21 protein-coding genes and 2 pseudogenes are annotated in these 21,859 nt (G+C 44.5%); 8 read left to right on the top strand and 15 right to left on the bottom strand.

Annotation, left to right across the window (positions count from 1 at the left end):
- Positions 1 to 28: 28 nt before the first annotated feature.
- Positions 29 to 1,210, bottom strand: coding sequence for an OmpA family protein (locus EHV08_RS01440; RefSeq protein ID WP_126677657.1), 1,182 nt, complete (start codon positions 1,208 to 1,210; stop codon positions 29 to 31).
- 209 nt (positions 1,211 to 1,419) lie between these two features.
- On the opposite strand from EHV08_RS01440, the gene EHV08_RS01435 reads away from it, so the two are divergent.
- Genes EHV08_RS01435 through cobC form a run of 4 tightly spaced genes read left to right on the top strand, consistent with a single transcriptional unit; the run spans position 1,420 to position 4,496 of the window.
- On the top strand, positions 1,420 to 1,950 hold the full coding sequence (locus tag EHV08_RS01435) for a bifunctional adenosylcobinamide kinase/adenosylcobinamide-phosphate guanylyltransferase (protein ID WP_126677656.1): 531 nt from the start codon (positions 1,420 to 1,422) through the stop codon (positions 1,948 to 1,950).
- 58 nt (positions 1,951 to 2,008) lie between these two features.
- Positions 2,009 to 3,076 carry a nicotinate-nucleotide--dimethylbenzimidazole phosphoribosyltransferase gene (gene cobT, locus EHV08_RS01430; RefSeq protein ID WP_126677655.1) on the top strand — a complete coding sequence of 356 codons (1,068 nt, stop codon included), beginning with the start codon at positions 2,009 to 2,011 and terminating at the stop codon, positions 3,074 to 3,076.
- Positions 3,077 to 3,129: 53 nt separating this feature from the next.
- Positions 3,130 to 3,921 (top strand): adenosylcobinamide-GDP ribazoletransferase, encoded by a 792-nt coding sequence (locus EHV08_RS01425; protein ID WP_203227037.1) that lies wholly within the window; start codon positions 3,130 to 3,132, stop codon positions 3,919 to 3,921.
- A gap of 41 nt (positions 3,922 to 3,962) precedes the next feature.
- Positions 3,963 to 4,496: an alpha-ribazole phosphatase gene (gene cobC, locus EHV08_RS01420; protein WP_126677654.1), complete on the top strand. Its 534-nt coding sequence runs from the start codon at positions 3,963 to 3,965 to the stop codon at positions 4,494 to 4,496.
- A 269-nt stretch (positions 4,497 to 4,765) separates the two neighbouring features.
- Here cobC and EHV08_RS01415 read toward each other — a convergent pair whose 3' ends face one another.
- The 11 genes from EHV08_RS01415 to EHV08_RS01365 all read right to left on the bottom strand — a co-directional run bounded on the left by EHV08_RS01415 (position 4,766) and on the right by EHV08_RS01365 (position 14,394).
- Positions 4,766 to 5,308, bottom strand: a complete 543-nt coding sequence (locus tag EHV08_RS01415) for a 2-oxoacid:acceptor oxidoreductase family protein (RefSeq protein WP_126677653.1) — start codon at positions 5,306 to 5,308, stop codon at positions 4,766 to 4,768.
- Positions 5,309 to 5,322: 14 nt separating this feature from the next.
- Positions 5,323 to 6,093: a thiamine pyrophosphate-dependent enzyme gene (locus EHV08_RS01410; RefSeq protein ID WP_126677652.1), complete on the bottom strand. Its 771-nt coding sequence runs from the start codon at positions 6,091 to 6,093 to the stop codon at positions 5,323 to 5,325.
- 3 nt (positions 6,094 to 6,096) lie between these two features.
- The gene (locus EHV08_RS01405; protein ID WP_126677651.1) at positions 6,097 to 7,179 is read right to left on the bottom strand and encodes a 3-methyl-2-oxobutanoate dehydrogenase subunit VorB; all 1,083 of its coding nucleotides are present in this window, start codon (positions 7,177 to 7,179) and stop codon (positions 6,097 to 6,099) included.
- 3 nt (positions 7,180 to 7,182) lie between these two features.
- Positions 7,183 to 7,416, bottom strand: a complete 234-nt coding sequence (locus EHV08_RS01400; protein ID WP_126677650.1) for a 4Fe-4S dicluster domain-containing protein — start codon at positions 7,414 to 7,416, stop codon at positions 7,183 to 7,185.
- 54 nt (positions 7,417 to 7,470) lie between these two features.
- On the bottom strand, positions 7,471 to 7,650 hold the full coding sequence (locus tag EHV08_RS01395; protein ID WP_126677649.1) for a tetratricopeptide repeat protein: 180 nt from the start codon (positions 7,648 to 7,650) through the stop codon (positions 7,471 to 7,473).
- Positions 7,647 to 8,570, bottom strand: coding sequence for a bifunctional methylenetetrahydrofolate dehydrogenase/methenyltetrahydrofolate cyclohydrolase FolD (gene folD / locus EHV08_RS01390; protein WP_126677648.1), 924 nt, complete (start codon positions 8,568 to 8,570; stop codon positions 7,647 to 7,649). The genes EHV08_RS01395 and folD overlap by 4 nt, the downstream gene beginning before the upstream one ends.
- Before the next feature lie 55 nt (positions 8,571 to 8,625).
- Positions 8,626 to 9,966: a signal recognition particle protein gene (gene ffh / locus EHV08_RS01385; protein ID WP_126677647.1), complete on the bottom strand. Its 1,341-nt coding sequence runs from the start codon at positions 9,964 to 9,966 to the stop codon at positions 8,626 to 8,628.
- A gap of 389 nt (positions 9,967 to 10,355) precedes the next feature.
- Positions 10,356 to 10,832, bottom strand: a complete 477-nt coding sequence (locus tag EHV08_RS01380; protein ID WP_126679383.1) for a DUF4625 domain-containing protein — start codon at positions 10,830 to 10,832, stop codon at positions 10,356 to 10,358.
- 171 nt (positions 10,833 to 11,003) lie between these two features.
- Complete coding sequence (locus EHV08_RS01375) at positions 11,004 to 11,756, bottom strand: DUF4625 domain-containing protein (RefSeq protein WP_126677646.1); 753 nt, start codon at positions 11,754 to 11,756, stop codon at positions 11,004 to 11,006.
- Positions 11,757 to 11,833: 77 nt separating this feature from the next.
- Positions 11,834 to 13,972 (bottom strand): TonB-dependent receptor, encoded by a 2,139-nt coding sequence (locus EHV08_RS01370; RefSeq protein ID WP_126677645.1) that lies wholly within the window; start codon positions 13,970 to 13,972, stop codon positions 11,834 to 11,836.
- Between the two features lie 65 nt (positions 13,973 to 14,037).
- On the bottom strand, positions 14,038 to 14,394 hold the full coding sequence (locus tag EHV08_RS01365) for a hypothetical protein (RefSeq protein ID WP_126677644.1): 357 nt from the start codon (positions 14,392 to 14,394) through the stop codon (positions 14,038 to 14,040).
- 579 nt (positions 14,395 to 14,973) lie between these two features.
- Here EHV08_RS01365 and EHV08_RS01360 point away from each other — a divergent pair.
- On the top strand, positions 14,974 to 15,510 hold the full coding sequence (locus EHV08_RS01360) for a helix-turn-helix domain-containing protein (RefSeq protein WP_126677643.1): 537 nt from the start codon (positions 14,974 to 14,976) through the stop codon (positions 15,508 to 15,510).
- A pseudogene (locus tag EHV08_RS01355) lies at positions 15,471 to 16,346 on the top strand (IS3 family transposase); the annotation flags it as partial. The gene EHV08_RS01360 and the pseudogene EHV08_RS01355, both read left to right, overlap by 40 nt.
- An 84-nt stretch (positions 16,347 to 16,430) precedes the next feature.
- On the opposite strand, the gene EHV08_RS01350 reads toward EHV08_RS01355, so the two are convergent.
- Positions 16,431 to 17,729: a histidine-type phosphatase gene (locus tag EHV08_RS01350; protein WP_126677641.1), complete on the bottom strand. Its 1,299-nt coding sequence runs from the start codon at positions 17,727 to 17,729 to the stop codon at positions 16,431 to 16,433.
- Positions 17,730 to 18,639: 910 nt separating this feature from the next.
- The gene (locus tag EHV08_RS11385; RefSeq protein ID WP_158676031.1) at positions 18,640 to 18,777 is read right to left on the bottom strand and encodes a hypothetical protein; all 138 of its coding nucleotides are present in this window, start codon (positions 18,775 to 18,777) and stop codon (positions 18,640 to 18,642) included.
- Between the two features lie 270 nt (positions 18,778 to 19,047).
- Between EHV08_RS11385 and EHV08_RS01345 the strand changes: the two genes are divergently transcribed.
- Both EHV08_RS01345 and EHV08_RS01340 read left to right on the top strand, forming a co-directional pair.
- Positions 19,048 to 20,265, top strand: a complete 1,218-nt coding sequence (locus EHV08_RS01345) for an IS4 family transposase (protein ID WP_126677640.1) — start codon at positions 19,048 to 19,050, stop codon at positions 20,263 to 20,265.
- Between the two features lie 174 nt (positions 20,266 to 20,439).
- Positions 20,440 to 21,497, top strand: a pseudogene (locus tag EHV08_RS01340) (IS5 family transposase).
- 87 nt (positions 21,498 to 21,584) lie between these two features.
- Here EHV08_RS01340 and EHV08_RS01335 read toward each other — a convergent pair.
- Complete coding sequence (locus EHV08_RS01335; RefSeq protein WP_126677639.1) at positions 21,585 to 21,836, bottom strand: hypothetical protein; 252 nt, start codon at positions 21,834 to 21,836, stop codon at positions 21,585 to 21,587.
- Between the last annotated feature and the right edge of the window lie 23 nt (positions 21,837 to 21,859).

The following is a 21,859-nucleotide window of genomic DNA, read 5'->3' as shown; positions in this document are numbered from 1 at the left end:
TTATTAACTAATAATCTGATTTTCAGAATTATTTTGTTGTGTCATGGAATGTTACCACGCGGTTGAACTCAATCTGGTCGAAGAGTTTGTCAGTAGGACCATGACCCTCTACAGAGAGACGGCTTGCAGAAATCTTGTACTTCTTAACAAGTGCATTCTTAACAGCCTCAGCACGGTCGATAGACAGTTTCTTGTTCAGTTCGAGCGGACCCTCCGGTGAAGCATAACCGTCAATCTTAACCTTTGCATCCGGGTGGTTCTTCATGTAGTTAGAGATGAGTTCGATCGGAGCATACTGTGCCGGGTCGATTACACTCTTACCTTGACGGAAGATAACAGTAGGCTGCAGGTTAGCAACTTCCTTGCACTCAGGGCAATCCGGGCAAACACGTGCGTTGCACTCATCGAGCAGTTTGCGGAGACGTGCAATTTCACGATCCTTAGCATTGACATCGCTACGCAAGCCATTGATAATGCCGTTCAGACGGTCGATTTCTGCCTGGTCGCGAGAAGTAACAACCTTGAAATTGTGAGTACCGTTAGAGTTCTTGAACTTGTAAACGATACCTGCATTCAACTGGAAGTTTGCACGGTTAACGTTAAACTGTGTTCCGGTGTATGTCTTTCCTAAGTATGTGCTACCGATATAAATACCCTTCGGGCCGTTGAGTCCCCATGTAACTGCAGGCTCAATATAAATCTGACATGCCTTAGCAGCACCGAGGTTGAATGCTAAATCAAGACCTGCCTTTGCGGTAGTGTTGTTAAGGTTGTTCAACTTCATTTTATCGTTTGTACCGAACTGATGTCCCCAACCGAGACCACCAACAGCAACGACCTCGAATGGACGAGGCTCGCCAGTGTAACCACCGAACCAGTTGCTAAGATTAACAGTTGCAATAGCACCTACATTAGTGTAACGTACAAGAGTTTTCTTCTCCGGCATGAAACCTGGTTCTCCAGACTTATTTGAGAAGTAAGCATTGCCTTCAACAGCAATACCGAACACCGGAGTGAACCAGCGACCTATACGCAGACCTGCATTTGGGTTCAAACCACCAAGCCAGCCATTCTGACCTGTCATCTTTGTAGAAACTCCACCATTGATTCCAATGTAGATGTTGTCAAAAGTCTTGCTCTCTTCAAGAGCCTGAGCCGATGCAGTGAGAGTCATTGCAGCTGCTGCGAACAATACGAATAACTTTTTCATCTTTACTTTTTGTTTTAAATTAATTAGTTATTATTTATTTCAAAATTTGTTGCCCAAAAATTGTTATCGTGTGCAAAGTAATAAAAAAATATTGGAACTTACAAAAAAATTGACTTAAAAATAACATCATTAAAGAAGTTTTATTGACATAAGTTAATAAAAATATAAAAATCAAACGTTTTCTCACATCTTTTTTGTAATTTCGCAGCATGAAAAGGATTATATTGATTACCGGTGGACAACGCTCAGGGAAGAGTTCTTACGCAGAACGTTTGGCACTAAGTCTAAGCCCAACACCTGTATATATCGCCACCGCGCATATATGGGATGAGGAGTTCCGACAGCGCGTGTTGAGACATCAGGAAAGACGTGGAAGCCAGTGGGAAAACATAGAGGAGGAGAAATGGTTGAGCCGACATGATATATATAATAAGGTGGCGGTGATAGACTGCATCACGCTTTGGTGTACGAATTTCTTCTATAATCAAACGGCAAAGGAGTGGGAACAGCCATCAGTTGACATTGCACTGAAAGAAATACAGGAAGAGTTCGACCGCTTCACGGCACAGGATGCCACGTTCATTTTCGTGACGAACGAGATAGGAAGCGGCGGTGTGAGTCCCGATTTAATACAAAGACGCTTCACCGACATGCAAGGTTGGATGAACCAATATGTTGCAAGGCATGCCGACGAGGTGATAATGATGGTAAGCGGGATACCTGTAAAAATCAAAGGTTGAGTGCTTTTGCAGGTATTCACAACTCGTCTTAATATAAAAACGACAATGTTTTCATAATATGAGAAGTTTCAATATAAAAAAACCGAATGAAGTATTGCGTGCATCAATACGCGAGAAAATAGATAATCTCAACAAGCCCAAAGGCTCTTTGGGTATGCTTGAGACGCTTGCAGAACAGATATGTATGGTGCAACAGACACTCACACCAAAACTTAACCACCCTTGCCACATACTCTATGGTGGCGATCACGGCATTGAACGCGAGAAAGTAAGCGTCAGTCCGCGTGACGTGACATGGCAACAGATGAAGAACTTCACACGTGGCGGCGGCGGAGTGAATATGTTCTGCCGACAGCATGGCTTCAAATTGTTAATCGTAGATGTGGGTGTTGACTACGACCTTAGCGACAATCCTGACATTCTGAACCGTAAAATAGCCTGCGGAACAAGGAATTTCCTGTATGAAGCGGCAATGAGCGAGGAGGAATTTGACAAGGCTATCAGCATTGGAGCAGAAATTGCAGAACGCTGTAAAGATGAGGGGTGCAACATAATATGCACCGGCGAAATGGGGATTGCAAACACTTCTCCATCGAGTATATGGATGCATATTTTCGGAAACATTCCGCTTGACGATTGCATCGGAGTGGGAGCCGGACTTAATGAAGAAGGACTGAGGCATAAAAGAGAGGTGCTAACGAAAGCCGTGGATAATTTCAAGAAACAGTGGAAGGCAGACAACGGAGAGTGGACAATAGAGAACTGGAAACAGGTGATACGTTATTTCGGTGGTTTTGAGATGGTTGCAGCAATAGGAACGATGCTCCGTGCGGCCGAATTGGGAATGCTTGTAATGGTTGACGGTTTCATAATATCGGCCTGTATGCTCGCCGCATCACGCCTTTATCCCACGCTTCTCTACCACGCCATATTCGGTCATTGTGGCGATGAGAGTGGTCACAGACGTATGTTGGAACTAATGAATGCACGTCCGCTACTGCATCTCGGAATGAGACTTGGCGAAGGAACCGGTGCACTGTGCTCTTACCCTATCATAGAAAGTGCCGTAAAGATGGTGAATGAGATGAACAACTTCGATAACGCCAAAATAACAAAATACTTCTAAACAATACGCAGGCTCATGTTTGGGCATGCTATAGCAGCAGATTCCACAATGTCATGGAAATAAATATCGACAGAACAAAGTGGTGGCAGCGAATTTATGCCGCATTGATTTTCTTCACTCGCCTACCCTTATGGCGAATATATCAACCTCCACAGCAATGTTATCAGACCGTTGTGGAGCATTGGCCGCTGGCAGGGTGGCTCACAGGCGGCGTTATGGCAGCAACTGTGTATTTCGGAAGCATGTTATTCCCATTCCACATTGCGCTAATCATTGCCATTATTTCACGCATATTGCTCACCGGTGCGCTACATGAAGATGGGCTTGCCGACTTTTTTGACGGGTTCGGAGGGGGCGGAAACAACCGTGAGAAGATATTGAGCATAATGAAAGACTCGCACATCGGGACATACGGTGTATTGGGTCTGATTCTGTATTTGGCACTTCTGTATGCCGCGCTAAGCACACTCACGCCATTGGTTGCTGCAATAACGATATTTGCCGGAGATGCTTATGCCAAGATGATTGCTGCACAAATCATCATGTTTCTGCCCTACGCACGCACCGAGGATACAAGCAAGATACGCACCGTTTATCGCAAGATGAGCATAAAGGCAGGCATATTGCTTTTCATTCAAGGCACACTGCCGATGCTACCGCTCGTATATGCCGGTCTTCACGGTCTGATATTGCGCTGGGACTTGCTGATATTCGTGCCCTGCATAGTTATGTATTTCCTTTATTATATGATGCTTCGTAAGATAAAAGGGTACACCGGCGACTGCTGTGGTGCGCTTTTCCTTATGATAGAACTGTCTTTCTATCTTACAATGGCAATCAGATAACAATTCACTAAACACCAAATAACAATCAATATACAAAAGATATGGAAGTCTATATGATAAGACACACAAGCGTAGGAGTTCCTAAAGGAACATGCTATGGTTGGAGTGATGTGCCCGTTGCCGATACTTTCGAGCAAGAAGCGGCCGTCACAAAGGAAAATCTAAAGGGAATAGTGTTCGACAAAGTGTTCTCATCGCCACTGACAAGGGCGCGCATACTTGCCGAGTTCTGCGGTCATGAGAATCCGGAAACAGATGACAGACTGAAAGAAATGAACATGGGTGATTGGGAGATGATGCTTTATGACGATATAGAGAAACATGACCCTGCGATAAGAAAATGGTATGAAGACTACATGAATCTTGCTGCTACCAACGGCGAGAGTTACAGAATAGTATATCGTAGAGTTGCCGATTTTCTTGACGAACTGCGCAAGCAAAACTACCAAAGAGTGGCAATCTTCGCCCACGGAGGTGTGCTAATCTGTGCAGGAGTATATGCCGGACTCTTCCCGGAGGAAGATTGCTTCCGACATCTCACCCCATACGGAGGAATACAAGTTATAAACATATAAAACAAAATCGGTCATTAGCACGCATATGATTAGATTTTCTATTGCCGACATGCTTCCCAACTGCTTTAGTTCGCTTGCCGATATATGCGCTGCCATTACATCTTGACGTAGCCCGCTACACCTTCGATGAAATTTCAACACATCTGATTAGCAATCGAACAAAATCAGTTGAGAGCTCTAATGATCAATTTTGGATAAACAAAAAAGACTGCCGCAAGTGACCGAAATCACCATGCGGCAGGCTTTTTTTATCATAGTTACAAGCGCAACTACATCTTCTTTATGATGGAACGTCCGGCCTTGATAGCCTCCATATTGAGAGGAATCAAACCATGATGACGATCAGGAAGAGTTTTGTAGAGAGCCTTCTCCACACCCTTGTCACTAACTACGGGGCATACTTCAAGCAATCCTCCGAGTACAATCATATTGAACACCTTAGAGTTTTTCATCTCTGCGGCCTTGTCCATGGCATCAATGCGATATACATTGATGTCATCGCGCTTTGGCGGGTTGATGATACCGAAGCCGTCATAGATAAGTATTCCACCCGGTTTAATTTTCGGTGCGAACTTGTCGAGTGACGGTTGGTTGAGCACGATAGCAATGTCATACTTACTAAGGATAGGCGATGATACGCGTTCATCACTGACAATAACTGTCACGTTGGCCGTACCTCCGCGCTGCTCCGGACCGTATGCCGGCATCCAAGTAACTTCTTTATCTTCCATCAGTCCGGAGTAAGCGAGAATTTTTCCCATAGAAAGGACACCCTGTCCTCCGAAACCTGATATAATTATTTCATGTTGCATAGTCTGTCTTCTCCTTACTCTTTTGTTGTATCTTTAAGATCTCCTTGCGGATAGAATGGGAACATGTTCTCCTCCATCCATTCATTAGCCTTAGCAGGTGGCATCTTCCAGCCACTGTTACATGTTGATGTAATCTCAACCAAGCACGAACCCTTTCCGGCCATGTTTGCTTCGAAAGCCTTGCGTATGGCCTTCTTTGCCTTGTTAATATGGCCAACGGTATCGACACTCTGACGTGTCACGAAACATGTACCCTCGAACAATGCCGCCATTTCGGGCACTTTCAGAGGATAACCATGCAGTTGCGGATCACGTCCGTATGGACATGTGGCAGTCTTCTGGCCTACAAGCGTTGTAGGAGCCATCTGTCCACCGGTCATACCATAGATAGCATTGTTGATGAAGATTATCGTTATATTCTCACCACGGTTGAGAGCGTGGATTGTCTCGGCAGCACCGATACATCCCAAGTCACCGTCTCCTTGATAAGTGAACACCAAACGATCCGGCCACAGACGCTTGATAGCAGTAGCAACGGCCGGTGCACGACCGTGAGCAGCCTCCTGCCAGTCAATGTCAATATAACGATATGCGAACACGGCACAACCCACCGGCGAAACACCGATAGACTTTTCCTCCATTCCCATTTCCTCGATTACCTCGGCAACGAGTTTATGTACTACACCATGAGAACATCCCGGGCAATAGTGCATGGGGACTTCGTTCATCAGGGTCGGTTTCTTATACACCAGATTCTCTGGGCTTATTATCTCATTCTTTTCCATGGCTTACATCAGTTTGGTTTTGATAGCATTCACAATCTCATCCGGTTCGGGTACTATTCCACCCAAACGTCCAAAGTGTTCCACCGGCAGAGCGCCATTAATGGCAAGACGAACGTCTTCTACCATCTGACCTGCATTAATCTCAGCAACCAGCACACCCTTCTTTCCGCGTGCTGCTTCTACGATTTCTTTGGTCGGGAACGGCCACAGAGTGATAGGACGGAAGAGTCCTACCTTTATTCCTTCTTCCTTCGCAAGTTCAAGAGCCTTCTCGGCAATACGTGATGCAGAGCCGAAACTTACAATCATGTAGTCGGCATCTTCGAGTTGTTGTGTCTCATAACGCACCTCTTTGTCTCGTATCTCCTGATACTTTTCCTGAAGGTGAATGTTTCTCTTTTCCATCTCTTCCGACTGGAGTTCGAGAGACGTTATGATGTTAGGCTGACGATCCTTTGTGCGTCCGAAAGTTGCCCAAGGGCATTCTTTTCTGATTTCTTCTTCGGTGCGACGTGCCTTATAAGGAGGCAATATCACCTTTTCCATCATCTGTCCGATAACACCGTCAGAGAGGATCATTGCCGGATTGCGATACTTAAACGCCAGTTCATAGGCAAGTTCAACAAAGTCAGCCATCTCCTGTACGCTGTTAGGAGCAAGCGTTATTACATAATAGTCACCGTTACCTCCACCGCGCGTTGCCTGGAAATAGTCTGCCTGTGAAGGCTGTATCGTACCAAGTCCGGGACCACCACGCTGCACGTTGACAAACACACCCGGCAATTCGGCACCTGCCATATAGGCGATACCTTCCTGCATCAGAGCCACACCGGGACTTGAAGATGATGTCATTACTCGTTTACCGGCACCTGCGCCACCGTAAACCATGTTAATAGATGCCACCTCACTTTCAGCCTGAAGCACCACCATACCGGTAGTTTCCCAAGGTTTCTGTTCGGCAAGCGTTTCGATTACTTCACTCTGTGGAGTGATAGGATAACCAAAGTATCCATCAGTGCCACAGCGAATTGCGGCATGGGCTATCGCCTCATTACCTTTCATAAGAGTTACTTCTTGTTCTGCCATAGCTTAATTCTCCATACGTTTTTTGTAAACTGTAATACATCCATCCGGACACACCGTAGCGCACGATGCGCATCCGATACAATCATCGGGTCGCACCGCCTCCACATACGGGTATCCATGGACATTTACTTTCTTTGCTTCCAAGGCAATAACGTCCTTTGGGCAGGCTACAACGCATAAAGAGCAGCCCTTGCATCGGTCGGTATTTACCACGATAGCACCTTTAAATTTTGCCATAATGTTTTTTTTTGTCCTGTTAACCATACTGCCACAGCCAAGGCTGCACGGTTGTCAGGGGTTGTACATGTCTTTACAATAGTAGTTAAGAATGTCGTCGAGCATGCGTTTAGCCTCGACGGCAGGGCTATTAGGATCTAAGGCTATAGCCTCAAGATAACTGTTGATTGCATCACGAAAATTACCTTGACGACGGTAGTTATTGCCCTGCTGATAATATTCTTCGGCTGTCATTTTCTCTTATATGCCTCCAATGTGTTCTTCATAAGCGAGCAGATGGTCATCGGACCTACACCGCCCGGCACCGGAGTGATATATGAACACTTGCTTGCAACCTCATCAAACTTTACGTCACCGTTCAGTCGGAAGCCACCTTTACAACTATCGTCAGCCACCCTTGTCGTGCCGACATCAATCACCACTGCGCCTTCCTTCACCATGTCTGCCGTAACAAAGTCAGGCCTGCCGATTGCCGCCACGATAATGTCGGCATTGCGGCACTCCTCCTTCAGTGTCTTTGAACGGCTGTGGCAAACAGTAACTGTGGCATCGCCGTATTGCTTCTGCATCATCAGTTGCGCCATAGGTTTTCCCACAATGTTCGAGCGTCCGAGCACAACGCATTTCTTTCCGGACGTTTCTATGCCGTAGCGTTGCAGCAAAGTGATGATACCAAGCGGTGTTGCGGAGATGAAACAAGGCAGACCTATCGCCATTCTTCCGACGTTAATCGGGTGGAAACCGTCAACATCCTTGCGGTAGTCGATTGTCTCTATCACCTTCTGTTCATCGATATGCTTCGGCAGTGGCATCTGCACGATGAAGCCATCGATGTCCGGATCCTCGTTCATCTCACGCACCTTGGCAAGCAGTTCTTCCTCGGTCACGTCTGCCTCATAGCGTATCAGTGACGATTTGAACCCGCAAGCCTCGCACGAGAGAACCTTGTTCTTAACGTAAGTCTCGCTTCCTCCGTCGTGCCCAACGAGAATTGCCGCAAGATGAGGACGCTTCTTGCCTTGTTCTACAAGTTGCTCCACCTCATGCCTTATCTCTTCCTTGATCTTTGCAGCAGTTGCCTTGCCGTCAATCAAGGTGTAGGCGGGTTTGCCGTTGTTAGCATTTACGGTTGCATTATTATTATCTGTGTTCATAGTATGCACGTATATTATTATTTAAGAAAAACATTATCATTATCTTGAGAAGGCTTTATGCTTTTGGTATATTAGGCATAGGCATTCCTTTCATCATTCCCTTCATTCCTCCACTCGTCACCATCTTCATCATTTTGCGAGTCTGGTCGAACTGTTTTATCAACCTGTTCACATCCTGAATGCTTGTCCCGGAACCCTTTGCTATGCGGTTACGTCGACTGGTGTTGAGTATCTCCGGATTTGTCCGTTCTTTGGGAGTCATGCTCTGTATGATGGCCTCGATGCCCTTGAAGGCATTGTCATCAATATCAACATCCTTTATAGCCTTGCCCACTCCGGGAATCATCGCAGCCAAGTCCTTAAGGTTTCCCATTTTCTTTATCTGTTGTATCTGTCCGAGGAAATCGTTGAAGTCGAATTTATTCTTCATTATCTTCTTCTGAAGACGTTTCGCTTCTTCCTCGTCATACTGCTCTTGCGCTCTTTCAACGAGCGACACGATGTCACCCATTCCGAGTATTCGGTCTGCCATTCGTTCGGGGTGGAACACGTCAATGGCCTCCATCTTCTCTCCCGTACCAACAAACTTTATCGGCTTAGTGACCACTGTTCGTATAGAGAGAGCGGCACCACCGCGTGTATCACCGTCGAGTTTTGTCAGCACCACGCCATCAAAATTGAGGCGTTCGTTGAATTCGCGAGCCGTGTTCACAGCATCCTGACCCGTCATTGAGTCAACCACGAACAGAGTCTCATCGGGATTCAATGCCCTTTTCAGTGTTTCAATCTCCTGCATCATCTCCTCGTCAACTGCGAGACGACCGGCAGTATCCACTATCACGACATCGTTTCCGTTTGCCTTTGCTTCTGCAATACCGTGGTTTGCGATGCTCACCACGTCCTTGCTATCCGGTTCGCAGAACACCGGTACACCTACCGACGCACCCACAACCTTCAACTGTTCTATTGCGGCAGGGCGATATACGTCGCAGGCCACGAGCAAAGGCTTCTTGTGTTGCTTCGCTTTCAGCATATTTGCAAGTTTACCGCTGAACGTTGTCTTACCCGAACCTTGCAGTCCCGACATAAGTATTATCGCGGGTTTTCCGGTAAGTTCAAGTTCAGAAGCGGTGCCTCCCATCAGTTCGGCAAGTTCGTCATGCACAATCTTCACCATCAACTGTCCCGGCTTGATTGCCGTGAGAACGTTCATTCCCAAGGCTTTCTGCTTCACGGTATCGGTGAACTGCTTCGCCACTTTATAGTTTACGTCGGCATCGAGCAGTGCTCTGCGCACATCTTTCAGCGTTTCTGCAACGTTTATCTCGGTGATTTTTCCTTCACCTTTAAGTATCTTAAAAGACCTTTCAAGTCTGTCACTTAAGTTCTCAAACATTAATATTTAATTTCTTTTCTGATTTCCAACCTTGTTTCCAATCATGACAGAAAGGCTCAATATACACCTCTGTCTTTTCTTTGGCAAAGATAATAAAAATAATGAAAATATGATAACAGAGATGGGCTGATTTAAATTATTTTAAAACTACGCAATAAAAAAATTCCCATATCTGCGCTTTTATGTGCAAGAATTACGCATCGTGGCATCCTGTTTTTGATTATCTGACAAAAAGAAAGTGAGATAAGGGTATGCCGGAACATTCCATTATCAGTCAAATGACTGCCTTATAGAATGTTCCGACATACCCTCCAAAGTGTTGTTTCTTTTGATTTTTCAGTCGTATCCCTACCATTTTCTCTACCAATATCATGGATAGGGAACGATCATCAATTCACTTTAATAGACACGGCCTTTATCTCTTGCCAACCAGATTTGTCGGTAACGCGCACCATGAAGTGGTAGTCTCCGGCATCAATGTCTTTCGGTATCGGTATATTTATATTGGCATTAAACACCTGACTACCTGCCGGTATTTCGTAACTCTGATTGTAAATCCACGGATTTTCGGCTTTTTTCTTAGGATATAACGCGCAATCTCCGGCCACCGTTCCGTGTGAATGGTGGTCGAAATTGTTGTGTATCTCTATATTATAATTGCCCAACTCCATGTTATCAGTGAACTTGCAACGGAACGGAACCACATCGCCACGCTCATACACCTGACAGTTTTCGGGATAAGAATCCTTATCATCGCTTATGCTCGGCTTCTCCATGTCTTTCACTACCGTGTCGTCATCGCCGCCACACGATGCAAACAGCACTACGGCAACAACCGCCACAATGCCAGAAAAAAATCTTTTCATCATATTTTCATAGTTTTAACCAATGCTTTTTTGAAGTTCGGGAGCGTAGGAGATATGGGTACTGACAACCGTTATTCATAACGAATGCCTACAAAACTCAATCTATAAAGATGTTGCCAGCACAACAAACTCCTACAGTTTCCCGACTTCCGACATTTTTGAAGATCTGGATTATTTCACCTGAAGTCCTTCAACTTCTACTGTCGTAGATACGCCGTTAGCGTCTTTTACCGTGAAATGGAGGTGATATTCGCCCTTAGGAGCATCGGCCGGAATCATAGGATGCTCGTTGAAAGAGGCATCGGTAAGACCAACATAGTCGCCTGCGAACTCGAATTCTTTCTCATAGTCAGTGCCTTCTTTGTGTATTTCAACAACTATTTTCTGAATCTTGTTAGCAGCAGTGATGTGTGCAGAGATGTGCATTTTCTTGCCCGGAGATGCCGTCATACTGTTGTCATGACCAACCTCTTGTATCTTAATCTTCGGTGCTTCGTTATCCTTTACTTTCACGGTTATCGTCTCTTTTACAGTGGTTGACAGGTTGGCCTTGTCTTTTACGATGAATGTCATAGTGTATCTTCCTACCGGTGCATTTGCCGGAATATCAATATGCTTGTGGAATTTTGCATTTTTCTTACCAACAAATTCATCGCCTGTAAAACTCTTTGAGATTACAAACGATCCGCCTTCTTGTGCGATAGTCACATCGATTCTCTGTATCAGATTTTCTGCAAAGATGTTTCCTTCGAGGTGCATGTCATCACCGGCGACAGCCTCCTTGCTGTTTTTGTGACCCACTTCTTCGAGTTTTACTACCGGAGCATTGCCTACCTTATCTTCCTTGTCGTCAGAGCAAGAGGTCAAAACCATTGAGAATACAGAAAGCAGCACTGCTGCACTTGATATAATTATCTTTTTCATTTTCTTTTTTATTTTAAATTAATGTGTAATACCTCGCCTTCGTAAGGCATGTTTGAATTGTTTTTTTATTTAAATTTTCAGAACTCCAATCCAACCGACACACTGATATTGCGCCCTGCTTCAGACACTCCTATCAGCCGGTAGTAACTGGTGTGATCATAGTACCTGCGATTGAGCAGGTTGTTGCATTGCATGTTGGCGGTAAGTGTCATCCCTTTCAGATTCCACGTCTTGCCTGCCGACATGTTTATCAGATAGTAACCGGGAGTTGGTTTCTCCGGAGGCACTATCTCACTCTGCCTTCCCGTGAGTTGGTAGGTCAGTTGTGCGAACGACGTTCCTTTAGTTTCATCCTCCCCCGACTTTACTCTCAGTGTCAATCCTGCGCTCCACGGACGACTGAAAGGCAGTGTGTAGCCTTTCTTCTCGCCCGACTGCTGGCGTGCATACAGATATTCGCCTGTAAGTTCGCTCTCCATCCATGGCAGCCATTCATATTTCATTGTCACCTCACAACCCCATCTCATCACTTCACTCTGGCTGTAGTTATACACCTGCAGCCCTTCGTAGTAGTTGGAAGTGGGGTTCATATATATATAATTGGTGAAATAGTTGAAATAAGGGTCTATCTGTACGCTGAGTCGTTTGCTCTGCCAGTTTATTCCGGCATCCACCTGATACGACTCTTCGGGATCGAGGTCGGCGTTTCCTTTCTCATATCTGAAGATATGGTAGTTCACCCCATCGGTACCCAGTTCTTTCGCTATGGGAGTACGGAAGCCCTTGCCAGCATTGGCCTTCAGAGTCCAGTTGCCGGTGATATAGTTCACTCCTGCCGACCATGTGAGACTGCCGAAGTTGAGCACGCGGTTCTCCGACCTTTTTTTATATACGTTAACGCCATTATCGGGCGTGGCAAACCAGTCCTGATAAGCATATATATGTGTGCGCGTGAAATCGTATCTAAGTCCGGCGTTCAGAATGAGTTTTTCCGAAACATGGTAACGGTCGTAAAGATACGCACCGGCAGTGGCATTGCGGAAGTCAGGAATTATGAACCCCCAACCATAACGCTTGTTGCGCTGTAGTTCGGTACTCAGTCCCATGCTGATGTTATGATTTCCGGCCAAGAGTGTTTTTGCCCCTGCCACTATCGTGTAGGTCTGCTTGCTGAACTTGCGTTCAAGCGAACTCTCCGGCTTCGGCATATAGCCATGACTCACAGGTTCTGATTCTTCCTTACGCACATTATGCTGAAAAGAGAAGTCGAGAGAGAAATGCAGATTGGGCAGATGCAGTTCCGAGTGACTGACGGCCTTCAAATGGTTTACCGAGTGATATGGCAGCGAAATGTCGCGTTCCGAACTGTCGTAGTCGATGTCTGACAGACGGACTTCAAGTCCGTGGGCATTAGCGAAGAATCCGCTCTTGCCGTTGGTGTCAGAGAGTCGCAGACTCGTAGAGAAGCGTTCGCCCCTGTAACCCAGCATCACACTGCCGTCAATCTCACGGCCTGCGGTGTTGCGCAACCTGTTTTTATGGAGTTTTATATAATATGAGTAGTACTGTATGCTGTCTGTCGGCACCCGATAGTCGGCATAGTCGCTGCCTGACAGGCTTAACTTCCAATATAGACCGTTATTCATCGCGCCGCCAAGTTGTGCCGCAGCACCGAGCAAGGCATTGTTGCTGCGTGCGAATATACGCGCCTTTCCCTCCAACTTGCGGTCGGGAACGTGGTCGCTATACAGATTTATCACACCGCCTATGGCATCAGAACCACAGAGCAGAGCCGACGGACCTTTAACGATTTCAACACGGTCTATATCGAACTGGTTTATCTCCAGTCCGTGGTCTTCGCCCCACTGTTGTCCTTCGTGCTTTATTCCGTTCTCGGTGACTGCCATGCGGTTGAAGCCCAATCCGCGTATTGCGGGCTTCGACTCGGACGAGCCAATGCTCATGGCTTTCACGCCCGGTATGGTCTGAAGACTCTGCATGAGGCTTCCGCCAAGGTTTGCATTGATAAAGTCACCCGTAACACGCACGGTGTTCTGCGACGATTTCATCATCAGGTTGCGCCGGGCGTGATTACCCAACACGACAACATCCTGCATACTGCCACCTTTTATCGTGTCGGCTTCGCTATTTCTGTTCTGCCCATGAGAGGGCAAAGCGACAGCGAGCAACACGGCTGCATACATTCTTTTTTTCATAAATTGACATCCGGTATTGATACAATACCCTATGTCGGCATATTCTTATGCCGGCAAAGGAAAAACTAAAAAAACGGTATTGTTTCCGGAGGTCCGCGAAGGTAGTTGTGTTGTGTCGCACGCGAGCAGACAACCGTCTGCCTGTTACGTGGCAATGACTGCCCTTTGATAACAAAGGCGACTGTAAAAATGACAATCGGCACAAGATAGGGCAACGTGCTGAGTTGACACAGCAAGCAGTTGTCCATGTGGATAGTGCCATTAGAGAGATGGCCGGCATGCGGCGCGTGATTGACACAATCGGTACAACCGGTATCAGCCACATAGCCCCCATGCGTATGCAGCGACACCGCCAGAAGCATTGATAGAAACACCAATAGCAAAAGGCGTGATACGGATATGCGTCGTTTCTCTATTGTCATATCGGCTGCAAATTTAATAAATAACTTGCAAATATATGCGAACATATTGGTAATTTAACATTATATCACGAATAAACTAATATCGGCACTCATCACAATACTGCTATTTGCCGTGCTCAAAATAACAAGTAGCATACAAATGACACTTTTCGAAATTATTGGTGTCCGATAATTGTTTTGCAATGCAAAAGAGTCGCTTTTGGAATGTAAAGTTGCAATTTCCACTTTTCGACGGAACTATCTTTGCAAAATAGATGTGGTTTTACCTCGTGAAAATTATAAAGGTTGTGGCGTGTATATTCGCTTCAATGCTGTGGTTCGTTTTGTTGTGCCGTCTTCGTCTGGTTTCTCTTCGGTAGTTCGCTAAAGGTTGTTTGTGTGGCAGGTATCACACTTTTGGGAAAACGAGATTAGAGCTATTTCTCTGCGGAATGCCTTGCAAGGGACGTTATGGAGGTTACACAGTGTGTTGTAGTATAAAAAGAAAACGAGGGCGCATCTATGCCACCTTACCGCTTCGGGTTGGTGAACACTGATATGAACCCCGAAAGTTAGACAAAAAACTTTCGGGGTTTTATTATGAGTATTAAGAATAGAAAGAAACACGATTTGGAAGATTTGCAAAAGTATATGTATCTTCTTGATGACGGTCATTCATTTGAGAGTATCCATACTACATATGGTATAAATACGGAACATCTAAAAGTCTTACGTTCAAGATACCTCCAACAGGGTCCATGCGGATTGCAAAAAGGTAAAAATATCAAGGCTGATTTTGCATTAAAGAAACAAATTGTCCTTGAAATTGAGAAAAAGCACTTAACTTTGCACGCAGCCTCGTTAAAGTTTGGAGCGGCCCCTCAAACCATAAGTAGATGGTTAAAAGCATATCGTGAGGAAGGTTTGTCAGCTCTTTGCAAATTTAAAAGGCGAGGCAGACCACCAGGCATGGGCAGACCGAAAAAGAACAGCAAGCCTCTCAGCGAGTTGGAGAAACTTCAGAAAGAAAACCAGGAACTCAAGACAGAGAACGCTTTGCTAAAAAAAGTGAGAGCCTTAGTAGAGGAAAGGAATGCCCTTCTAAGAGAGATTGGGCACGTGCCATCGAAGAACTAAGACAAGAAGGACATTCTCTTGAGTATATGCTTGAGAGGATTGGAATGGCACGTTCTGTATTCTATTACCATCTAAAGCGTCTCAACAATACAGATGGATATGATGTTGTCAGAAGGAGGATAACCTCCGTGTATGACGAAAATAAGGGAAGATATGGCTACAGAAGAATCTGTTACGTATTGCGCAGTGAAGGAATGTTGATAAACCACAAGACTGTACAGAAACTTATGCGGCAACTGGATATGAAAGCAAAACGTAAAAAGCGTCACTATCACTCCTATAAAGGCGAAGTGGGTAAAATAGCTCCAAATGTGATTGTCGGAAACTTTAAGGCATCAGCTCCAAACCGGAAATGGACAACAGATGTCACCCAAGTATGCATACATGGGGTCAAGACGTATCTGTCTCCTATAATGGATATGTTTAACGGTGAAATCATTGCATACACCATATCAAGAAGTCCCAACTTGAAAATGACCATAGATATGCTGAAATCTGCATTTGGGAAACAGGCAAAATTTAATGGGCTAATTATGCACTCTGATCAGGGATGGCACTATCAGCACGGAATGTACCAGAAGATGCTTAAAGATAAAGGGATAGTACAGAGCATGTCTCGAAAGGGAAATTGCTTGGATAACTCCATGATGGAAAATTTCTTCGGATTAATGAAAAATGAACTTCTGTATGTGAATCATTTCGATTCTATTGAGGATTTTGAAAATGAACTAAAGAAATATATCTGGTGGTACAACAATAAAAGAATAAAACTTAGGTTAAAAGGAATGAGCCCGGCACAATACCGAGCTCACTACTATAAAAATTTTAATAATTAACGTTTAATTTAATGTCCAACTTTCGGGGGGCACTTCACACAGATGCGCCCTCGTATTTCTTCTGCCTTGCGAGAAAGTCACGAACTATTGTTCGCGGTAGTTGTTCAGTCGGTCGAGATAGAATTTTCTGAAGTCGCTCCACTTATAATAATAAGGTGTGGAGGTGGCGGGCAGCGGCATTGTTACCTCTTCCTCGTTGAGCAAAGCCTTCACCAGCAGGTCGGCTTTTGAGTTCTTCTGGTTCTTGTAGAATACGAGTTGGATATTGGCTGCCATAGGGAATATGCGCGAAGCAATCCAGCCGTGCGCCTCCAGACTATCTACCTGTTCCACCTGCACATAACTGCCGTTGAGGTCGAGCAGGCACGCCAGTGGCATAACCATCGTTTCGTGACCGAAGCGGAGGGTGGCTCCGGGGTGTGGTAAGGCAAGGCACGAATCGGCCTCACTGATGATGTTGCGCAACAAATTACGCTGTGAGAAGGGCTGACGACCGCCGTTCTGCGGTGCACCGGCAAAATTCAGATACCACCAGACATTGGCACGCTGCCACATGAGGTAGCGTTCATCGGGCGTGAAGATGTCATACAGCGACAACGAATGGCGTATTTCGGAGTTCTGAACGATGCCTGCCAGACCGAAAAGGTCGTGTGTAAACTGTTCGGCATTAACGTTTTTCGCCACATAGTCGGCATTTGTGAAGATGCGTGACATAAACGGCTGACAGTTCAGGTGACGTTTCTCCCAATCTTTCATGGTCTGTTTCACCTTTTCGTTCTCTCGTTGTCGGGCGAGGTTTTCGTCGTGCAGGTTCATGTAATACATATCGTGGTCGCTGGCATCGTGGCGTACTCGTAGGCGGGGATTGTGTTTGACCAGTTCCAAGAGTTCGTTCTCCATCGACAAAATACAGCGAATAACAACAGTAGATTTAGCATCTACCCACACCGAATCGGCAAAAACCTCAGGGAAACGTTCGTACATTCGGCGTGCAATTTGGCGATGTTGTTCTGCACCTAAGGGTGTAAGTTCGCCCCATCTCTTATACGATTCGTCATACATACGGCGCACTTTCATCATCGTTTCCCTACCCTTTTCGGTAAGAACTCCCGCAGAATCGGCACGTTCAAGTATGCGCAGGGGACGCAGATAGCCATTATCGGAAATTAAATAACGCGAACCGTGTCGGCCATAGTGTGAAATATGCACAGGAACATAGCCTGAAGGAGGCGCAGTAAGACATCCCGAGGGTGTGGGATAAGCAAGATAATTGCTTGCCGAAAGTTCCGGTTTAGCGTCGATTTCCTTTCTGAACGATTGCGCTGATAGTTGTAGTGACGACAGAAAGAACGTCATACACAGCAGAAAATAATGTTTTCTCATATCGTTATAATCTTATTTTTAGTTTGTACCCCCTATAGGTCATTAGAACGCATTTGATTAGATTTGTTATTGCCGGTATGTTTCCCTACCCCTTTAGTACGCTTGCCGACATCTGCACAGCCATTACATCTCGCCACAACCCGCTACGCATTTGAAGAAACGCCAGCACATCTGCTCGACAATAGAACAAAATCAGTCAAAGACTCTAATAACCGATTTTGATTTAAACGGACTGATTTTGCGCTGCAAAAAGCCAAAGTAAAAGACCTTGCAGCATTGTTTCGTTCTGCAAAGATAAGCATTTTTTGCGAGTATTGCCCATTTATCGGCTTCGAAATACAAACTTTCGCACGATAAGAAATAAAAGCGCAAAAGAAACAAGAAAGAAAGTAATGAGTAAGATGAGTAATAAAAAGAATTATTGCTGTCCGGTAAAAAATGATTTCGGTCTAAGTGCTTAAATTACAAGGCTCTGCGATAAAACACAGGTCGTATAGGTAACGATTTAGAAATGAGCGAAGTGCACTGACACACAATATTTTGAATAGCCCAAAAAAGCTCACTATTTCACTTGCAAAGATAATCCTTTGCAAGCAGAAGTGAGCGTTTTTTCATGTTTTTCTTCGTGTCAGTGAAAGAAAAAAGCGATAGTCGTTGCGAGCGGTTGCGATGAATGAGATGTAGCCGTACTCGTATCGCCACTTGCTTTTGGTGCATCTTCACTACGATTTCATCATGGAAGCCATTTGCGGATAATCAAAAGAATATTGTGCAAGAGGTAGAAGCTATTAAAGAATCTCTGGATAAAACTTCGCTCCTCTTCATAGACCTTGATTTATCGTTGTTGTTCTGAGATTGTTTTGTCTTTTCCCTTGATGGTATCCTGTAAGAAAATCACCTTCCTACGGATTTAGTTCTTCTCCTTCTCTTTTAGGGAGCGTTGTTGTCCTACCTCTTTCTCTAATTCCGTAATACGCTCAAGTTCAGCGTTTCCAAAGAACGAGTAGAGAGTTCCTTCTACTTGCAGTTTACTAGACTGCTTTTCCAACTCCTTGACTTTTATAATCAGTTCCGCTTTTTAGAGTTGTTTCTATTCCGTCTCTTTGAGTAGTTTCTTCTAATATTTAGTATTGGAGCGATGTTTGCTGGAGAATCCGAGAAAAATGACCTGATTAGAAAAATAAAGACCTAGAGAAACTGGTTGTTTTTTATTGCTGTCCGGTAAACATTTTTGTTATATAAAAGTTAAGGGCTAAAATCCTCTTTTGGATTTCAGCCCTTTTTGTTACTTTTGTTTCTGCTATTAAACTTCAATAACATGGGCAAAAGTACACATTTTATCGGACATCTGGTCTATAATCAGGTAATAAAATTACTTGATAAGCAAAAAATCAAGAAAATTAGCCTTGAAACACCCCGAAGTGAAGCTTATGTTAAGCGTCTTGACGGATGGACTCACCTTGTCATAATGCTCTTTGGCATCCTTAAACACTTTGATTCTCTGCGTGAAGTGGAGATTGGTATGAAGGCTGAAGTAAATAAACTGCATCATCTTGGTATCGACTATGTTGCTCGCCGTAGTACGCTTGCTGAAGCCAATAAGCGACGTCCAAAAGAGTTCTTTGCAAGCGTTTATGCGTACCTCTTAGAGCGTTATAGTGCTTTTTTAGCGGACAGCCGCCCAAAAGGTGAACAGAAGACATGGGAGAAACTTCTGTATATGATGGATTCAACTACGATTACCCTTTTTGACAACATCCTCAAAGGAGTAGGCAGACATCCTAAGAGTGGTAAGAAGAAAGGAGGTATGAAGGTTCATACGGTAATGAAGTATCACGTTGGCGTTCCCATGGTTGTACAGCTTACCTCTGCAGCTACGCATGACCATTATCTACTTAAAGAAGTGCATCTTCCAAAAGATGCAACCCTTACAATGGATAGGGCATACGTTGATTATGCACAGTTCCAGAGACTTACAGAAGAAGGAGTATGCTATGTGACTAAGATGAAGAAGAATCTCACGTATAAGGAACTATCCTCAGTAACCTATGTAAGTCCTGACGGGCTGGTTACGCATACAGACAAGAAGATTCTCTTTGAGAAGGGAGAGATAAGACACGAGGCAAGACGAGTTGAACTTTGGAGTAATAACTCACATAAGTCTGTTGTTCTGCTGACCAATAACTTTGAACTTGATGTAAAAGACCTTGAGGAGATTTACAAGCGTAGATGGGCTATTGAGTCCCTTTATAAGCAACTCAAGCAGAACTTCCCTCTGCATTTCTTCTATGGTGACAGTGTAAATGCCATACAGATACAGACATGGGTGGTACTAATTGCCAATCTGCTCTGTACAGTGATTGCCAGAATGATAAAAAGACATGTATCATTCTCGCAATTAGTAACTATGCTAAGGCTTACACTGATGTACTACACCGATTTCATCTTATTTATGGAAAATCCACAGAATGACGAACTCATCATAATGGCTGAAAAGGCAAATGCACCACCCAAAGAACTTGATTTATTTGATTAGGGGGGCTTGGATTTTAAAAATGAAAACGGAATTACCTATATAAAGGCAATTCCGCAAGGATTTCTATGCAATTTAAGTTTTACCGGACAGCAATAGTTGTTTTTCTATATTGAGACCTCTGCAAAACTCTTCATTTTCTTTGCCCATATCAAATATTTTTTGTACCTTTATGGCATGAAACAAAAGATATCCTCTCCAAGTTTTGCTGATATATTTCTTGGCCAAAGAAAGGTTAAGCAGACATTCTTTTCCCAAATAAATACAGTTATTGATTGGGCACCTATTCGTGCTATAATCGAAGCAGCTTACACCAAAGGCTGTAATTCTACCGGTCGTCCCTGCTATGACAGTCTTGTTTTATTCAAGATTGAATTGCTTCGCACCCGGTACGGTCTGAGTGACGGAGAGGTTGAAGATATCAGGTTAACGACCGGCTTTCCTTTAGCCGTTTTGCAGGTCTCGGAATGGAAGATACTGTTCCTGACAGTACTACCGTATGTCGTTTTCGTAATGTCTTGGTTGAGGCGGATTTATATGACACGCTCCTTGACGAGTTTAACAGGCAATTGGAAGTTAAAGGTGTCATTGTCAAGCATGGCGCAATTGTTGATGCAAGCATTACGAACACCCCACGTCGTCCCCGCGGATGTAAGAGTTATGAGGTCGTTGAGGATAGAAAAGATGATGATAACATGGAGGCTTCGGAAAAATCAATGGTCAAAGAAGTCGTCAAGCCTAATGTGGATGCGGAAGCCCGTTGGATAAAGAAGATGGGAAAACTCCATTTCGGTTACAAACGTCACACGGTAACGGATGAAAATGGGATGGTACTTGCCGAAGAAACAACAGCAGCCAATGAAAGTGATATTAAACACTTGGAAACTCCTTTGAAGAAAGCCAAACTACCACGAAAGGCACTTGTCTATGCGGATAAAGGATACGACTCTGCTGAGAATAAGGAAACCCTCAAACGTATGGGACTCAAAAGCCGCATCATGCATAAGGGAACAAGAGGACATGAGATTACCGAAAGACAGAAGAGGGTCAATATCGCTATAAGTAAGATACGCTACAAAGTAGAGCGTACCTTTGGTTCTATGCACAGATGGTTTGGTGCAGGAATAGCAAGGTATGTCGGACTCTCAAAAACACATGCACAGCATATAATGGAGTCCATTGCCTACAACTTATACAGGACACCGGGGATTATTGTGTGCAATTGTATCAAATAAGAGGAAACACACCCATAAAAGAGTGTGTTTACACTAAAGTTGCCTCATAAAGACATCCGTTGTTTATAAATATTCACTCATTTAAAGTTATAGAGATGAAAGGTTAGTGGGTGAAAGGTTTTGCAGAGGTCTCATATTGCTTTTGTTTTTTACGATAAGGCATTCCTTTTTAATCTCGGGAACAATTTCCCTCGGTCTTTCCATAAGTTGTACAAATTCATTATAAGTCATTTTATCTTGAAGCCTAAAAGCTTTGTTTACAAGAGAGGCTAGATCAGTAGATTTTCGCTTTTCTTTATCTGCTTTAAATTCTTCACCACGATAGATGAATGTGCCCATAAACAATGTTATGGGAATGTGTT

Source organism: Prevotella koreensis (assembly GCF_003977605.1).
In the GTDB taxonomy this organism is placed as follows: domain Bacteria; phylum Bacteroidota; class Bacteroidia; order Bacteroidales; family Bacteroidaceae; genus Prevotella; species Prevotella koreensis.
Note: the sequence above shows the minus strand (reverse complement) of the source record. Positions and strands in the feature narration are given on the sequence as shown.

What these genes read in the sequence shown, in the direction of transcription:
- EHV08_RS01440 (WP_126677657.1), bottom strand. Translation starts at nt 1,210, where the DNA reads ATGAAAAAGTTATTCGTATTGTTCGCAGCAGCTGCAATGACTCTCACT.
- EHV08_RS01435 (WP_126677656.1), top strand. Translation starts at nt 1,420, where the DNA reads ATGAAAAGGATTATATTGATTACCGGTGGACAACGCTCAGGGAAGAGT.
- cobT (WP_126677655.1), top strand. Translation starts at nt 2,009, where the DNA reads ATGAGAAGTTTCAATATAAAAAAACCGAATGAAGTATTGCGTGCATCA.
- EHV08_RS01425 (WP_203227037.1), top strand. Translation starts at nt 3,130, where the DNA reads ATGGAAATAAATATCGACAGAACAAAGTGGTGGCAGCGAATTTATGCC.
- cobC (WP_126677654.1), top strand. Translation starts at nt 3,963, where the DNA reads ATGGAAGTCTATATGATAAGACACACAAGCGTAGGAGTTCCTAAAGGA.
- EHV08_RS01415 (WP_126677653.1), bottom strand. Translation starts at nt 5,308, where the DNA reads ATGCAACATGAAATAATTATATCAGGTTTCGGAGGACAGGGTGTCCTT.
- EHV08_RS01410 (WP_126677652.1), bottom strand. Translation starts at nt 6,093, where the DNA reads ATGGAAAAGAATGAGATAATAAGCCCAGAGAATCTGGTGTATAAGAAA.
- EHV08_RS01405 (WP_126677651.1), bottom strand. Translation starts at nt 7,179, where the DNA reads ATGGCAGAACAAGAAGTAACTCTTATGAAAGGTAATGAGGCGATAGCC.
- EHV08_RS01400 (WP_126677650.1), bottom strand. Translation starts at nt 7,416, where the DNA reads ATGGCAAAATTTAAAGGTGCTATCGTGGTAAATACCGACCGATGCAAG.
- EHV08_RS01395 (WP_126677649.1), bottom strand. Translation starts at nt 7,650, where the DNA reads ATGACAGCCGAAGAATATTATCAGCAGGGCAATAACTACCGTCGTCAA.
- folD (WP_126677648.1), bottom strand. Translation starts at nt 8,570, where the DNA reads ATGAACACAGATAATAATAATGCAACCGTAAATGCTAACAACGGCAAA.
- ffh (WP_126677647.1), bottom strand. Translation starts at nt 9,966, where the DNA reads ATGTTTGAGAACTTAAGTGACAGACTTGAAAGGTCTTTTAAGATACTT.
- EHV08_RS01380 (WP_126679383.1), bottom strand. Translation starts at nt 10,832, where the DNA reads ATGAAAAGATTTTTTTCTGGCATTGTGGCGGTTGTTGCCGTAGTGCTG.
- EHV08_RS01375 (WP_126677646.1), bottom strand. Translation starts at nt 11,756, where the DNA reads ATGAAAAAGATAATTATATCAAGTGCAGCAGTGCTGCTTTCTGTATTC.
- EHV08_RS01370 (WP_126677645.1), bottom strand. Translation starts at nt 13,972, where the DNA reads ATGAAAAAAAGAATGTATGCAGCCGTGTTGCTCGCTGTCGCTTTGCCC.
- EHV08_RS01365 (WP_126677644.1), bottom strand. Translation starts at nt 14,394, where the DNA reads ATGACAATAGAGAAACGACGCATATCCGTATCACGCCTTTTGCTATTG.
- EHV08_RS01360 (WP_126677643.1), top strand. Translation starts at nt 14,974, where the DNA reads ATGAGTATTAAGAATAGAAAGAAACACGATTTGGAAGATTTGCAAAAG.
- EHV08_RS01350 (WP_126677641.1), bottom strand. Translation starts at nt 17,729, where the DNA reads ATGAGAAAACATTATTTTCTGCTGTGTATGACGTTCTTTCTGTCGTCA.
- EHV08_RS01345 (WP_126677640.1), top strand. Translation starts at nt 19,048, where the DNA reads ATGGGCAAAAGTACACATTTTATCGGACATCTGGTCTATAATCAGGTA.
- EHV08_RS01335 (WP_126677639.1), bottom strand. Translation starts at nt 21,836, where the DNA reads ATGGGCACATTCATCTATCGTGGTGAAGAATTTAAAGCAGATAAAGAA.